General features: G+C 72.1%; 14 protein-coding genes. 11 read left to right on the plus strand and 3 right to left on the minus strand.

Translation table 11 applies throughout. The annotated features are described in order from the left end of the window. The first annotated feature begins 15 nt into the window (after positions 1–15). The 7 genes from thrC (at position 16) to AB0M03_RS05395 (ending at position 5,790) form a co-directional block, all read left to right on the plus strand. A complete protein-coding gene (gene thrC / locus AB0M03_RS05365) occupies positions 16–1,293 on the plus strand; it encodes a threonine synthase (protein WP_363488651.1) in 1,278 nt (425 codons plus the stop codon). Between the two features lie 31 nt (positions 1,294–1,324). Continuing rightward, positions 1,325–1,603, plus strand: coding sequence for a ubiquitin-like small modifier protein 1 (locus AB0M03_RS05370; RefSeq protein ID WP_363488653.1), 279 nt, complete (start codon positions 1,325–1,327; stop codon positions 1,601–1,603). Between the two features lie 624 nt (positions 1,604–2,227). Further along, on the plus strand, positions 2,228–2,434 hold the full coding sequence (locus AB0M03_RS05375) for a cold-shock protein (RefSeq protein WP_030235075.1): 207 nt from the start codon (positions 2,228–2,230) through the stop codon (positions 2,432–2,434). Between the two features lie 320 nt (positions 2,435–2,754). Continuing rightward, positions 2,755–4,377: a chaperonin GroEL gene (gene groL / locus AB0M03_RS05380; RefSeq protein ID WP_363488655.1), complete on the plus strand. Its 1,623-nt coding sequence runs from the start codon at positions 2,755–2,757 to the stop codon at positions 4,375–4,377. Between the two features lie 198 nt (positions 4,378–4,575). After that, the gene (locus AB0M03_RS05385; RefSeq protein WP_363488859.1) at positions 4,576–5,148 is read left to right on the plus strand and encodes a Uma2 family endonuclease; all 573 of its coding nucleotides are present in this window, start codon (positions 4,576–4,578) and stop codon (positions 5,146–5,148) included. Between the two features lie 19 nt (positions 5,149–5,167). After that, on the plus strand, positions 5,168–5,524 hold the full coding sequence (locus AB0M03_RS05390; protein ID WP_363488657.1) for a hypothetical protein: 357 nt from the start codon (positions 5,168–5,170) through the stop codon (positions 5,522–5,524). Continuing rightward, entirely contained in the window at positions 5,521–5,790 is a 270-nt protein-coding gene (locus AB0M03_RS05395) for a DUF4031 domain-containing protein (RefSeq protein ID WP_363488659.1), read from the plus strand. The genes AB0M03_RS05390 and AB0M03_RS05395 overlap by 4 nt, the downstream gene beginning before the upstream one ends. Here AB0M03_RS05395 and AB0M03_RS05400 read toward each other — a convergent pair. Further along, a complete protein-coding gene (locus tag AB0M03_RS05400; RefSeq protein WP_363488661.1) occupies positions 5,771–6,400 on the minus strand; it encodes a hypothetical protein in 630 nt (209 codons plus the stop codon). The two genes, AB0M03_RS05395 and AB0M03_RS05400, sit on opposite strands and share 20 nt — an antisense overlap. 76 nt (positions 6,401–6,476) lie before the next feature. On the opposite strand from AB0M03_RS05400, the gene AB0M03_RS05405 reads away from it, so the two are divergent. From AB0M03_RS05405 to AB0M03_RS05415, 3 genes are read left to right on the plus strand one after another with little or no spacing between them, the layout of a single operon-like run. Further along, entirely contained in the window at positions 6,477–6,848 is a 372-nt protein-coding gene (locus tag AB0M03_RS05405; protein WP_363488663.1) for a PadR family transcriptional regulator, read from the plus strand. Then, positions 6,845–7,777: a hypothetical protein gene (locus AB0M03_RS05410; protein ID WP_363488665.1), complete on the plus strand. Its 933-nt coding sequence runs from the start codon at positions 6,845–6,847 to the stop codon at positions 7,775–7,777. The genes AB0M03_RS05405 and AB0M03_RS05410 overlap by 4 nt, the downstream gene beginning before the upstream one ends. A gap of 54 nt (positions 7,778–7,831) precedes the next feature. Next, positions 7,832–8,518 carry a copper homeostasis protein CutC gene (locus tag AB0M03_RS05415; RefSeq protein ID WP_363488667.1) on the plus strand — a complete coding sequence of 229 codons (687 nt, stop codon included), beginning with the start codon at positions 7,832–7,834 and terminating at the stop codon, positions 8,516–8,518. 183 nt (positions 8,519–8,701) lie between these two features. Here AB0M03_RS05415 and AB0M03_RS05420 read toward each other — a convergent pair whose 3' ends face one another. Continuing rightward, positions 8,702–10,759: an AAA family ATPase gene (locus tag AB0M03_RS05420; protein WP_363488669.1), complete on the minus strand. Its 2,058-nt coding sequence runs from the start codon at positions 10,757–10,759 to the stop codon at positions 8,702–8,704. A 385-nt stretch (positions 10,760–11,144) separates the two neighbouring features. Between AB0M03_RS05420 and AB0M03_RS05425 the strand changes: the two genes are divergently transcribed. Further along, positions 11,145–11,312 carry a hypothetical protein gene (locus AB0M03_RS05425; protein WP_363488671.1) on the plus strand — a complete coding sequence of 56 codons (168 nt, stop codon included), beginning with the start codon at positions 11,145–11,147 and terminating at the stop codon, positions 11,310–11,312. Between the two features lie 25 nt (positions 11,313–11,337). Here AB0M03_RS05425 and AB0M03_RS05430 read toward each other — a convergent pair whose 3' ends face one another. After that, positions 11,338–12,972, minus strand: coding sequence for a DNA repair helicase XPB (locus AB0M03_RS05430; protein ID WP_363488673.1), 1,635 nt, complete (start codon positions 12,970–12,972; stop codon positions 11,338–11,340). Positions 12,973–13,045 lie beyond the last annotated feature (73 nt).

Below are 13,045 nucleotides of genomic sequence, written 5' to 3' on the forward strand. Positions count from 1 at the left end.
GAGGCCTCCGCCACCATGGCTACCGCTACCCCTGCACCCGTTGCCGCCGTCGATCTCGGTCCGGCCGCAGCGCTTTCCTGTCGCGAGTGCGGCACCTGCTTCCCGCTCGGCCCGAGCTTCGCCTGTCTCGAGTGCTTCGGCCCGCTGGAGATCGCCTACGACTACTCCGGCTACGACGCCGCGGAGCTCCGCAAGCGGATCGAGGCCGGCCCGGCCAGCATCTGGCGCTACGCCCCGCTGCTGCCGGTGCCCGCGGACGTGGCCGGCAAGCCCAACCTGAACCCCGGCTGGACCCCGCTGGTGAAGGCCGACAACCTCGGCCGCGAGCTCGGCTTCACCGCCCAGCTGCACGTCAAGGACGACTCGGGCAACCCCACGCACTCCTTCAAGGACCGGGTGGTGGCCTGCGCCATCGAGGCGGCCCGCGCCTTCGACTTCACCACGCTCTCCTGCTCCTCCACCGGCAACCTGGCCGGCGCGGTCGGCGCGGCCGCGGCCCGGGCCGGATTCAAGTCCTGCGTGTTCATCCCGCACGACCTGGAGCAGGGCAAGATCGTCATGGCCGGTGTGTACGGCGGCGCCCTGGTCGGCATCGACGGCAACTACGACGACGTGAACCGCTTCTGCTCCGAGCTGATCGGCGACCCGGCCGGCGAGGGCTGGGGCTTCGTCAACGTCAACCTCCGCCCGTACTACGGCGAGGGCTCCAAGACGCTGGCTTTCGAGATCTGCGAGCAGCTCGGCTGGCGGCTGCCGGAGCAGATCGTGATCCCGATCGCCTCGGGCTCCCAGCTCACCAAGATCGACAAGGGCCTGCAGGAGCTGATCAAGCTCGGTCTGGTCGAGGACCGCCCCTACAGGATCTTCGGCGCCCAGGCCGAGGGCTGCTCCCCGGTCTCCGCCGCCTTCAAGGCCGGCCACGACGTGATCCGCCCGGTCAAGCCGCAGACCATCGCCAAGTCGCTGGCGATCGGCAACCCGGCCGACGGCCCGTACGTGCTGGACATCGCCCGCCGTACCGGCGGTGCCGTCGAGGACGTCACCGACGCCGAGGTGGTGGCCGCCATCAAGCTGCTGGCGCGCACCGAGGGCATCTTCGCCGAGACCGCGGGCGGCGTGACCGTCGGCGTCCTCAAGAAGCTGGTCGAGACCGGGCAGCTGGATCCGTCGAAGGAGACCGTCGCGATCAACACCGGCGACGGCCTGAAGACCCTCGACGCGGTCGCCGACGCCGGCCTGACCGCCACCATCCGCCCGACGCTGGAGTCCTTCCGCGCCGCCGGCCTCGTCTGAGCAGCCCACCCCCGTCCGCAAGGAGCACCGCATGAGCGCCACCGTCCGCATCCCGACCATCCTGCGCACCTACACCGGCGGCTCCGCCGAGGTGACCGCCGAGGGTGACACCCTGGCCGCGGTCATCGCGGACCTGGAGCAGAACCACACCGGCATCTCCGCCCGCATCCTGGACGACGCCGGCAAGCTCCGCCGCTTCGTCAACGTCTACGTGAACGACGACGACGTGCGCTTCGCCGACGGCCTGGAGACCGCGGTCAAGGACGGCGCCTCGGTGTCGATCATCCCCGCGGTGGCCGGCGGCTGCTGACGTTCCGTCCGAGACGGGAAGCGGAGAGCCGCCGCCGGGACCGGAACCCGATTTTCCGGTCCCGGCGGCGGCTCTCGCCGTGCCGGGTGGAAATACCACCGCCTGACGGGGAGTAGAGTTCGGCCGTGGCAGTGCTCCCCTCCGCGCCCGCCCGCCCCTGATCAGCCGCAATACCCGGAATTCTGCAGCCCGGCCGACCGGTCGGATCGTGTGCGCAGCGCTCCGGGGCCGATCGACGGCCACGTCCGCCCGCTGAGACGGGACGCGGACGGCACGGGGACGAACCTGTCAGGCAAGTGTCAGAATTCATACGGCAATATGTCGTTTTCTGCCCGTTATGTCCGGCGTGAATTGCCGAGATCCGCCGCTTTCATCCCGTCATATCCCTTGTCATGGCCCGGGATTTCCGTGAAGTTGGCCCTGTTGCACAGGGCTCCTGTCCGGATACATTCAGCCGCGGTCGACGCATTCACCGTCCGCCGGGCCCGTTGAAGGGCCACGGGCGGTGGTCTGCGGCGTGCAGGGCTGCGCCCAGGGGGGGTTCCCTCGGGCCGGCCCACCGGACCTGGGCCCGCAAAGACTGCGGACCCGTGAATGGCCAGCACAGCACAAGGGGAGTTCGGAATGGCTCAGGGCACCGTCAAGTGGTTCAACGCGGAGAAGGGCTACGGCTTCATCGCGGTCGACGGTGGTGCGGACGTGTTCGTCCACTACAGCGCGATCCAGATGGACGGCTACCGCACCCTCGAAGAGGGCCAGCGGGTCGAGTTCGAGATCTCCCAGGGGCAGAAGGGGCCGCAGGCGGACATGGTTCGTGCCGCCGCGGGCTGACCTTCGAAACCTGCGGAGCCCTCGGCTCGTCACGAGCTGGTCGGCGATTTCTTCGCGCCAGGCCCGTACGACACGTCGTACGGGCCTGCGTCATGTCCGGAACCGGTGCGGCCGGTCCGTGGGGACACGGCGATCGGGCTTGCACTCGCCACCCGTGAGTGCTAATCATTGGCGTTAGCACTCACAGCATGAGAGTGACAAGCGGACCGGGTCGGTGAGGCCCCGGCGAGCGGTAGGGGAAAGGACCCCCGCTCACAGGGCCGTCCGTCGCGGGCACCTCTGGTCCGAGCAGTCGACCGTGTCCCGGAGGACCACTTCAGATGGCCAAGATCATCGCTTTTGATGAGGAAGCTCGCCGCGGCCTTGAGCGCGGTATGAACCAGCTTGCCGACGCCGTCAAGGTCACGCTCGGCCCCAAGGGCCGCAACGTCGTCCTTGAGAAGAAGTGGGGCGCCCCCACGATCACCAACGACGGTGTCTCCATCGCCAAGGAGATCGAGCTCGAGGACCCGTACGAGAAGATCGGCGCGGAGCTCGTCAAGGAGGTCGCCAAGAAGACCGACGACGTCGCGGGTGACGGCACCACCACCGCCACCGTGCTCGCCCAGGCGCTCGTCCGCGAGGGTCTGCGCAACGTCGCCGCCGGCGCCAACCCGATGGCCCTGAAGCGCGGTATCGAGAAGGCCGTCTCGGCCGTCTCCGACCAGCTGCTCGCCCAGGCCAAGGACGTGGAGACCAAGGAGCAGATCGCCTCCACCGCCTCCATCTCCGCCGCCGACACCCAGATCGGCGAGCTCATCGCCGAGGCCATGGACAAGGTCGGCAAGGAAGGCGTCATCACCGTCGAGGAGAGCAACACCTTCGGCCTGGAGCTCGAGCTCACCGAGGGCATGCGCTTCGACAAGGGCTACATCTCCGCGTACTTCGCCACCGACCTGGAGCGCATGGAGACCAGCTTCGAGGACCCGTACATCCTCATCGCCAACTCCAAGATCTCCTCGGTCAAGGACCTCCTCCCGCTGCTCGAGAAGGTCATGCAGAGCGGCAAGCCGCTCGTCATCATCGCCGAGGACGTCGAGGGCGAGGCCCTGTCGACCCTGGTCGTGAACAAGATCCGCGGCACCTTCAAGTCCGTCGCCGTCAAGGCCCCGGGCTTCGGCGACCGCCGCAAGGCCATGCTCGGCGACATCGCCATCCTCACCGGCGGCACCGTCATCTCCGAGGAGGTCGGCCTCAAGCTGGAGAACGCGGGCCTCGACCTGCTGGGCACCGCCCGCAAGGTGGTCATCACCAAGGACGAGACCACCATCGTCGACGGTGGCGGCGACAGCGAGCAGGTCGCCGGCCGCGTGAACCAGATCCGCGCCGAGATCGAGAACAGCGACTCGGACTACGACCGCGAGAAGCTCCAGGAGCGCCTCGCCAAGCTGGCCGGCGGCGTGGCCGTCATCAAGGCCGGCGCGGCCACCGAGGTGGAGCTCAAGGAGCGCAAGCACCGCATCGAGGACGCCGTCCGCAACGCCAAGGCCGCCGTCGAGGAGGGCATCGTCGCCGGTGGTGGCGTCGCCCTGCTGCAGGCCGGTGTCGCGTTCGACAAGCTGGAGCTGGAGGGCGACGAGGCCACCGGTGCCAACATCGTCCGCGTGGCGCTCGAGGCCCCGATCAAGCAGATCGCGACCAACGCCGGCCTCGAGGGCGGCGTCGTGGTGGAGAAGGTGCGCAACCTCCCCGCCGGCCACGGCCTGAACGCCGCCAGCAACGAGTACGTCGACCTCATCGCCGAGGGCATCATCGACCCGGCCAAGGTCACCCGCTCCGCGCTGCAGAACGCCGCCTCCATCGCGGCGCTCTTCCTCACCACCGAGGCCGTCATCGCCGACAAGCCGGAGAAGGCCTCCGCGGCCGCCGGCGGCGGCATGCCGGGCGGTGACATGGACTTCTGATCCTCCCGAGGATCAGCAGTCCGGAACGCTCCGCGAGGGCGGTCTCCCCACCACGGGGAGGCCGCCCTCGCGGCATTCCCTCCGTCACTCACTCGTTCGTGGGACGCTGGGCCCATGACCGGATGGGGCGCCTCGGACGATCCGTGCAGTGACGACCACGAGCGTCGAACGGGAGACAGGAGGTCGGCGGTGACTGCGATGTCGGTCGAGCCGGGGCGTCAGTGGGACTACCTGCTGAACACCTGGCTGGAGCTGGACGTCCCCGAGGGCTGGCGCGCGGAGATCGACGAGGGAGAGATCCGTTTGGTGCCGCCGCCCAACGTGGGCCACAACGTGATCGCCGGTGAGGTCCACCAGGCGCTGCTCGCGTGCCTGCCGCCCCAGGTGGGCGTCTACCAGACCCTGGGGACGGAGATCGTTTCGCTGGAGAAGCTGTACGTGCCCGACCTGGTGGTGGTGGACAAGGCGCGCCTGGTGGCGCAGGAGGCGTCGATCGACGCGGCCGGCCTGCTGATGGCGGTGGAGATCACTTCGAAGCGCACCGCCCGGCTCGACCGCACGAAGAAGCTCTGGGCGTACGGTCACGCCCCCGTCCCGCTCTTCCTGCTGGTCGACCGCTTCGACGAGGAGGGGCCGACGGTGACGCTGTTCTCCGAGCCGGCCCAGGGGCGGTACCAGCGGGGTGTCCGCACGCCGTTCGGGCAGCCGGTCGCACTGCCCGAGCCGTTCGCGATCGAGCTGAGCACGGCGGGGTTCCCGGCCGGCAAGTGAGCTGCGGGAGAATGGGCGGATGGCCAGTCCTGAGATCGAAGCCGCCCTGCACGGTGCCCGTGCGTTGATCCTCGCCGACCTGACCGCCCGGGACGTGGCGGATGCGGCGGTGGTTTCGCTGGTGGAGGATGCGGTGACGCACCGGCGGTGGTGGCTGGAGCAGTGGTCGGACGGTGTCGGGTTCGTCCTCGGGCTGGTCGCCCAGGACGTGCAGGACGCCCTGCTGGAGGCGTACGGGCGCTGGCCGCTGTGCGCGGACTGCGCCGCCGAGGACGACCCGCACGCGCTGAGCGTGGAGCCGGAGCTCGGCCCCGACCCGCACTGGGTGTGCGGCAAGCGCGGCGTGGTGGTGGCGCCGGTCGGGGAGCTCTCGTGATCCTCATAGACCCGCCGACCTGGCCCGGCCACGGCAAGTTCTGGTCCCACCTGGTCAGCGACGCCAGCTACGAGGAACTGCACGCCTTCGCCGAACTCCTCGGTGCACCGGCGAAGGGCTTCGAACGCGACCACTACGACATCCCGGCCGCCTGGTACGACCGGGCCGTCGCCCTCGGCGCCCGGCCGGTGGGCAGCAAGGAGCTGGTCGCGCGGCTGACCGCGGCCGGACTGCGCCGGCGCAAGGTCAGCCCTCCAGGCTCCTGAGCTCCGCCGCCAGGTTGGCCCGGGCGGGGGCGTCGAAGCGGGCCAGCGCCTCCGGCGTGCGGTAGAGCGAGGGAAGTTCCAGCAACTGCCGCAGGATCGCCGCCCGCCCGGCCCGGAACGCCTCCTCGGGGACGAAGGCGTACTCCTCGCGCACGGCCGCCGTGTACGCCGCGTAGCGGTCCTCGTCGGAGCCGAGGATCGCGAGGTCCGCGTCGCAGAGCACCTCCCCGTTGCGGTCGCCCGGCTCGCAGCCGTGACCGGTCGTCAGCCGCACCAGCCGGGCGGTCTCGGCGACCAGCTCCTCGGCCAGGCCCGCCTCGTGCAGGGCGCGGACGGCCAGCTGGGCGCTGCGCTCCTCGTTCTCCGAGCGGTCCGGGCGGTAGACCGCGTCGTGGAACCAGGCGGCGAGCCGCACCGCGTCGGCGTTCTCGGCGCGGTCGGCGAGCGCGTCCACGTGGTCGAGCACGGCGGCCAGGTGCTCCACCGTGTGGTAGCGGCGCTGCGGCTCGGACCAGCGGGCCAACAGGTCCCGCCCGTAGGGCTCCGGGTCCGCCGCGGCCCCGCAGCGGTGCAGCAGCTCGTTCCAACGGTCCAGCAGCGCATCGGTCATGACACCCATTCTGCGCCCCCGCGGATTCGGCGGATCGCCTGACGCCATATGTCGGTGACAGGTATATGTAGTCGACATGACGGAACGAAGCATGCAGGAGCCCACGCTGCTCCTGCTCACCGCGCTCGCGGACGCCCCGCGGCACGGCTACGCGCTGATCCAGGAGGTCGCCGAGATCTCCGCCGGCCGGGTCAGGATGCGCACCGGCACGCTGTACGGCGCCCTCGACCGCCTGCTCCAGCAGGGGCTGATCGAGGTCGAGCGCGAGGAGGTGGTGGACGGCCGGGCCCGTCGTACCTATGCGCTGACCGAGGGCGGCCGGCACGTGCTGGCCGCCGAGACCGAGCGGCTGCGGGCCGTGGTGGCGGAGGCGGAACGCCGGATGGCGGCCGCCGGCCCGAACGCCCGCCAGAAGAAGAACCCGAGGGTCAGGGGGGCCTTCGCATGACGACACCGATGCTCGCCGCGGCACTGCGGCTCTACCCCGCCGCCTACCGGGCGGAACGCGGAGCGGAGATCGCCGCCGTGTACGCCGACACCACGTCCGGCGCAGGACGCCTCGCCGCCGCCCGGGAGACGGTCGGCATCGCCGGGTACGGCTTACGGCTGCGCACCGGGCTGACCTCGGCCTCGCCCGCCGGGCACCTGCTCGCCACCGCCGCGCCGATGGTCCTGGCGGTGGGTGCGGCCATGGCGCTCCTCGACCTCGGGATGCTGACGTTGACGGGCCCGTCGATCGTGATGGGCCGTGGCGCCGGTTTCGTGCCGGCACTGGTGGCCGACGCGGCCCAGATCGCCGCCGCCGTCGCGGCGTTGGCCGGCCGGTGGGCGGTCGCGCGGCTGATGGTGGTGCCGGTGCTGCTGGGCGCCGCCAGCACCGGCCTGCAGTTGTACGCCTGGCTGACCGCCCCGTCGGTCGGCCCGTTCGGGTCCGTCGTGGTCCAGGCCGTGGCGCAGGTCCTGCCGCCGCTGATCTGGGCGCTGCTCGTGCTCGGCGCGCCGCCGGACCTGCTGGGCCGGGTCAGGGCACGCCGTGCGGCGCTCGGCGGGGCGGCCGCCTTCGCCGCCCTGCTGCTGGACCACGCCTTCAACAACTTCGCCATGGGGCCGGCCACCCCCGTCGTCGTGCTCCTGCTCTCCGTCGCGCTGGCGGTACTCGGCCTCGCCGTGACGGCCCGCGGGTGCCGTCTTCCGGCCGCGGTCGTGGTGGCGCTGCTGCCGGTGACGGCCGCCGAGGACCTGTGGGGGCTGTTCGTCGTCCTGGGGGCCGCCCGGGCCTTCGCCGTGGCACTGGTCGGCACCGCGGTGCTGGGCGCCGCAACCGCCCTGGTGTTCCGCCGCGGCCGTTCCGTGGAGCGTCCCCCGGCGGCCCGGTGACCGATCGGGGGAGGGGGCTCGCCCAGCGGGCCCCCGATGTGGCAGGGTACGCATATGTCTAGACCAATTGTCGAAGTCATCGCGCTGACTGCCGAGGATGCCAGGGCCGCCGAATCCGGCGGTGCCGACCGCCTGGAGCTGGTCACCGACATGGCCGCCGACGGGCTCACCCCGTCGGTGACCGGCTTCGCCGAGATCCGGGCCGCGGTCTCCCTGCCGCTGCGCGTGATGCTGCGCATCCGCGACGGCTTCACCCCCGGCGACCTGGACGACCTGCTCGCCCGGACGGCCGCGCTGCGCGCCGAGGGCGCCGAGGAGTTCGTCTTCGGCTTCCTCGACGAGCGCGGGGCCGTCGACCTGGCGGCCACCGCCACCGTCGCCGAGGCCGTGGCGGGCTGCCCGTGGACGTTCCACCGCGCGCTCGACCACAGCGCCGACCGGGCCGCCGTCCGGGCCGCGGTCGCCGAACTGCCGGGCGTGGACACCTTCCTCACCTCCGGCGCCCCCGCAGGCGTCGACGTCGGCCAGGGCGTGCTGGAGGGCGAGATCGCCAAAGCGGGCGAGCCCGGCTACGCGCAGCGCATCCTGGTCGGCGGCGGTCTGCGCGCCGGGCACGTCCCCGGGCTGAAGGCGGCCGGGTTCGACGCCTTCCACATCGGCGGCGCCGTCCGCGTGGACGGCTGGTCGACCCCGGTCGACCCGGCCAAGGTCGCCGTCTGGCGGACCCTGGCCGACGCCTGACGTTGCGCGAAGGCGCCCGGGTGCACCCATGGGGCGCAGGGAACTGCGCGATTCGGATGCGGCCGCCGTACGGATCACGGCCCGGCCCGTGCTGTCGTGACACCGCGTCCGAATCGCGCGGTTCTCCCCGGCCTCCGGCCGGGAGGTGCCCCCACGCGCCCCTCGGGCGTTCCCCGGTACGCCCTAAGCGCCGAGCCGCTCCGGCAGGGGGGCCGAGTGCAGCACCTGCAGTCCGGAGACCGCGCGGGTCAGTGCCACGTACAGCCGGCGCAGGCCGGTCCGCTCGTCCGGCTCGCCCGCGACGACGTCGGCGGGTTCGTCGAGCACCACGTAGTCGTACTCCAGGCCCTTGGCCAGCGAGGCGGGCACCAGGGTGAGCCGGGCCTCCGCCGTGGTCTCGGTGCCCGGCTCGACGAACGGCAGCCCGGCCGCCGCCAGCGCCTCGGCGAACAGCGGGATGCGCGCGTCGGCGGCGATCAGCCCGGTCGAGCCCTCCCGGCCGAGAGCCGTCCTGCAGGCCGTCACCACCTCGGCCACCAGGTCGCCGTCGACCCTGCGGACCACCAGCGAACCGGGCGCATCACGCACCGAGCTCGCCGGCGCCAGCCCGGGCGCGATCTCCGGCAGCAGCCGCGAGGCGTACGCGATGACCTCCTCCGGCACCCGGAAGCCCTGGGTGAGCTCCTCCACGTGCGCGCCCGGCTTGCCCAGGTGGTGCAGGGCCTGCGGCCAGTCGGCGGTGGCCCACGGGGTGGTGCCCTGCGCGATGTCCCCGAGGACGGTCGCCGAGCCGGTCGAGCAGCGGCGGCCCACCGCGCGGTACTGCATCGGCGACAGGTCCTGGGCCTCGTCCAGCACCACGTGGCCGAGCGACGGGGTGCGCTGCACCAGGTCGGCCGCCTCGTCCACCAGCACCGCGTCCGCCGCCGACCAGGGGGCCGTGCGCGCGGAGCGGACGGGCTTCGCCCAGCGGACCGCCCGCTGCTCCTCCTCGCTCAGCACGCCGTCCGCGCACTGCGCGAGGAACTCCGCGTCGGAGAGCAGCCGGTGCACCAGCTTCACCGGGTCGATCGGCGGCCAGCAGGCCTTCACCACCGCCTTGACGGCCGCATTGCGGGCCACCGCGTCCTGCACCCGGTCGTCGGGTGCCTCGCCGGACTGCTCCATCTTCACCAGCACGGCGTGCGCGATCCGCTGCGGCAGGGCGTCCCGGGCGGCACCGTAGCGGATGTCGCGGCCCTGCAACTCCTCGATGATCTCGACGAGTTCGTGCACCGGGACGCGCCAGCGGCGGGAGCCGCGGACCACCACGCACGGCTCGGTGGGCAGCGTGATGCCCGAGCGGACGGCGCGCCGCAGCACCTCCGCCATCCGGGCGTCGCCCTTGACCAGGGCCGCCTCGGCGGAGTCCGCGCCGCGCACCTCGACGTGCCCGACCAGCTGCTGCACGGTCGCCTGGGCGACGTCCAACTCGCCGAGTGCGGGCAGCACCTGCTCGATGTACTGCAGGAAGGAGCTGTTCGGGCCGATCACCAGCGTCCCGGTGCGGGCGAGGCGCTCCCGGTGCGCGTACAGCAGGTAGGCCACGCGGTGCAGGCCGACGGCGGTCTTCCCGGTGCCGGGGGCGCCCTGGACGCAGACGGTGCCGCCGATGTCGGCGCGCACGATCTCGTCCTGCTCGGGCTGGATGGTCGCCACGATGTCGCGCATCGGACCGACGCGGGGCTTCTCGATCTCCGCGGCGAGCAGCGCCGACCGGGTCTCCCCCTCGGCCGGGTCGCTCAGGTGCTCGTCCTCGTAGGCGGTCAGTTCGCCGCCGGTGTAGCCGAACCGGCGGCGGCGCTCCACGTCCATCGGGTCCTTGCGGCTGGCCCGGTAGAACGGCTGTGAGACCGGGGCCCGCCAGTCGATCACCATCGGGTCGCCGTCCGCGTCGTGCACGTGCCGGCGGCCGATGTAGAACCGCTCTCCGGTGCCGCCCTCGGCCAGCTCCTCGCTGATCGCGTGCAGGTAGTCGAGGCGGCCGAAGAACAGCGGGGTGTGCGACAGGTCGGCCAGTGCGGCGATCCGCTGCTGGATCTGGTTGTGCAGGACGGCGGCCGACACCCAGGTGCCGGTGACGTCGGTGAGGTCGAGCGACTCGACGTCCTCGCGCATGGCGCGCAGCGCGGCGCGCGAGGAGGCCAGGTGGCCGCGCTCGCGCTGCAGTGGATCGGCGGCGTCGGTGAGGGGGGAGTGCACGGCGAACCTTCCCGGCTGCCCGGCCGGCGCACGGCGGCGCGGGGGCAGCGGACTCATGGTGGAAGCTCATGGCAGAAGGACACCGGCCGGTTGCCGAGCGGCCGGACCTCCCCCGGCTGCCGCACGACGGGGCACCACGGTTCGGGAGGGGCAGACCGGCGATCATAGCCGATCGGCTGCGAACCGGGCGAAGAATCAGGCGGGGCCCTCAGGGGTGCAGCAGCGCCTCGAACGGGCGCTCCGGAGGTGACCGCCCCGGGGGCGGTCTCGGGGTCGCCACCCCCGAACCTCGGGGTCGCCCTACGCCTCCAGGACGACACCGGGGACCGGCGGAAACGGACTTCGGGCCGATGCGCCCCGGTGGCCGCAAACCTACGGTGGAAACATGAGGAACAGAACGCAGCACACCGCCCACCGCCGCTCCGCCAACCGGACGGACCCGGCCGGCCCCCGCCACCGCAGCCCGGTGGCGAAGGCCGTCCGCAACGTCGGGATCATGCTCGACACCGCCGCCCGCGTGGTCTTCCTCGGCCGCGACGGCGTCTCCTACTGACCCCGGCCCCGGCCGCGGGCCCCGCTCAGATGTCGTCCGCGTCGACGATCCGGTACGCGTAGCCCTGCTCGGCCAGGAACCGCTGCCGGTGCGCCGCGAAGTCCTGGTCCACGGTGTCCCGGGCGACGACCGAGTAGAAGTGCGCCATGTGGCCGTCCGCCTTGGGCCGCAGCACCCGGCCGAGCCGCTGCGCCTCCTCCTGGCGGGAGCCGAACGTCCCCGAGACCTGGATGGCCACGGTGGCCTCCGGCAGGTCGATCGAGAAGTTCGCCACCTTGGAGACCACCAGCACGGAGATCTCCTTGTTCCGGAACGCGTCGAACAGCTTCTCGCGCTGCGCGTTGGTCGTCTCGCCCTTGATCACCGGGGCGTCGAGCGCCTCGCCCAGCTCGTCCAACTGGTCGATGTACTGGCCGATGATCAGCGTCTGGTCCTTCTCGTGCTTGCGGACCAGCGACTCCACCACCCGGCGCTTGGTCGCCGTTGTGGAGCAGAACCGGTACCGCTCCTCCGGCTCGGCGGTCGCGTACGCCAGCCGCTCCGAGTCGGAGAGCGTCACCCGCACCTCCACGCAGTCCGCCGGCGCGATGTAGCCCTGCGCCTCGATCTCCTTCCACGGCGCGTCGAACCGCTTGGGGCCGATCAGCGAGAACACGTCCCCCTCGCGGCCGTCCTCGCGCACCAGGGTCGCCGTCAGGCCGAGGCGGCGGCGGGCCTGCAGGTCCGCGGTGAACTTGAACACCGGCGCCGGCAGCAGGTGCACCTCGTCGTACACCACCAGGCCCCAGTTGCGGGCGTCGAACAGCTCCAGGTGCGGGTAGACGCCCTTCCGGCGGGTCGTCATCACCTGGTACGTGGCGATGGTGACCGGCCGGATCTCCTTGCGGGTGCCGCTGTACTCGCCGATCTCGTCCTCGGTCAGCGAGGTGCGCTTCACCAGCTCGTGCTTCCACTGCCGGGCCGAGACGGTGTTGGTGACCAGGATCAGCGTGGTCGACTTGGCCTCCGCCATCGCCGCCGCGCCGACCAGCGTCTTGCCCGCACCGCACGGCAGCACCACGACGCCGCTGCCGCCGTGCCAGAAGCCCTCCACCGCCTGCTGCTGGTACGGCCGCAGCTGCCAGCCGTCCTCCTCCAGGTGGATCGGGTGGGCCTCGCCGTCCACGTAGCCGGCGTGGTCCTCGGCCGGCCAGCCGAGCTTCAGCAGCACCTGCTTGATCTGGCCGCGCTCCGAGGGGTGCACCACCACGGTGTCCGGGTCGACCCGGGCGCCGACCAGCGGGACGATCTTCTTGGAGCGCAGCACCTCCTCCAGCACCGGCCGGTCGGTGGTGGAGAGGACGAGGCCGTGCACCGGGTGCTTCTGCAGCTGCAGCCGGCCGTAGCGGGCCATGGTGTCGGCGATGTCGACCAGCAGGGCGTGCGGCACCGGGTAGCGGGAGTAGGTGACCAGGGCGTCGACCACCTGCTCGGCGTCGTGGCCGGCCGCCCGGGCGTTCCACAGGCCGAGCGGGGTGACGCGGTAGGTGTGTACGTGCTCCGGGGCGCGCTCCAGCTCGGCGAACGGCGCGATCACGCGCCGGCAGTCCGCCGCCCTGGGGTGGTCGATCTCCAGCAGGAGCGTCTTGTCGCTCTGGACGATGAGCGGTCCGTCGTTCACGCGGGCACCCTCCGGGTTGTCGTGTCGCAGACTTTCCAGTGTCCCGCACCCGGACGGCCTCCGGCGGCCCGGT

The sequence above is a fragment of the Kitasatospora sp. NPDC051914 genome (genome assembly GCF_040680995.1).
In the GTDB taxonomy this organism is placed as follows: Bacteria; Actinomycetota; Actinomycetes; order Streptomycetales; family Streptomycetaceae; genus Kitasatospora.

Excerpts from the sequence above, each read along its gene's own strand:
- thrC (WP_363488651.1), top strand. The coding sequence starts at position 16 with ATGGCTACCGCTACCCCTGCACCCGTTGCCGCCGTCGATCTCGGTCCG.
- AB0M03_RS05370 (WP_363488653.1), top strand. The coding sequence starts at position 1,325 with ATGAGCGCCACCGTCCGCATCCCGACCATCCTGCGCACCTACACCGGC.
- AB0M03_RS05375 (WP_030235075.1), top strand. The coding sequence starts at position 2,228 with ATGGCTCAGGGCACCGTCAAGTGGTTCAACGCGGAGAAGGGCTACGGC.
- groL (WP_363488655.1), top strand. The coding sequence starts at position 2,755 with ATGGCCAAGATCATCGCTTTTGATGAGGAAGCTCGCCGCGGCCTTGAG.
- AB0M03_RS05385 (WP_363488859.1), top strand. The coding sequence starts at position 4,576 with ATGTCGGTCGAGCCGGGGCGTCAGTGGGACTACCTGCTGAACACCTGG.
- AB0M03_RS05390 (WP_363488657.1), top strand. The coding sequence starts at position 5,168 with ATGGCCAGTCCTGAGATCGAAGCCGCCCTGCACGGTGCCCGTGCGTTG.
- AB0M03_RS05400 (WP_363488661.1), bottom strand. The coding sequence starts at position 6,400 with ATGACCGATGCGCTGCTGGACCGTTGGAACGAGCTGCTGCACCGCTGC.
- AB0M03_RS05405 (WP_363488663.1), top strand. The coding sequence starts at position 6,477 with ATGACGGAACGAAGCATGCAGGAGCCCACGCTGCTCCTGCTCACCGCG.
- AB0M03_RS05410 (WP_363488665.1), top strand. The coding sequence starts at position 6,845 with ATGACGACACCGATGCTCGCCGCGGCACTGCGGCTCTACCCCGCCGCC.
- AB0M03_RS05415 (WP_363488667.1), top strand. The coding sequence starts at position 7,832 with ATGTCTAGACCAATTGTCGAAGTCATCGCGCTGACTGCCGAGGATGCC.
- AB0M03_RS05425 (WP_363488671.1), top strand. The coding sequence starts at position 11,145 with ATGAGGAACAGAACGCAGCACACCGCCCACCGCCGCTCCGCCAACCGG.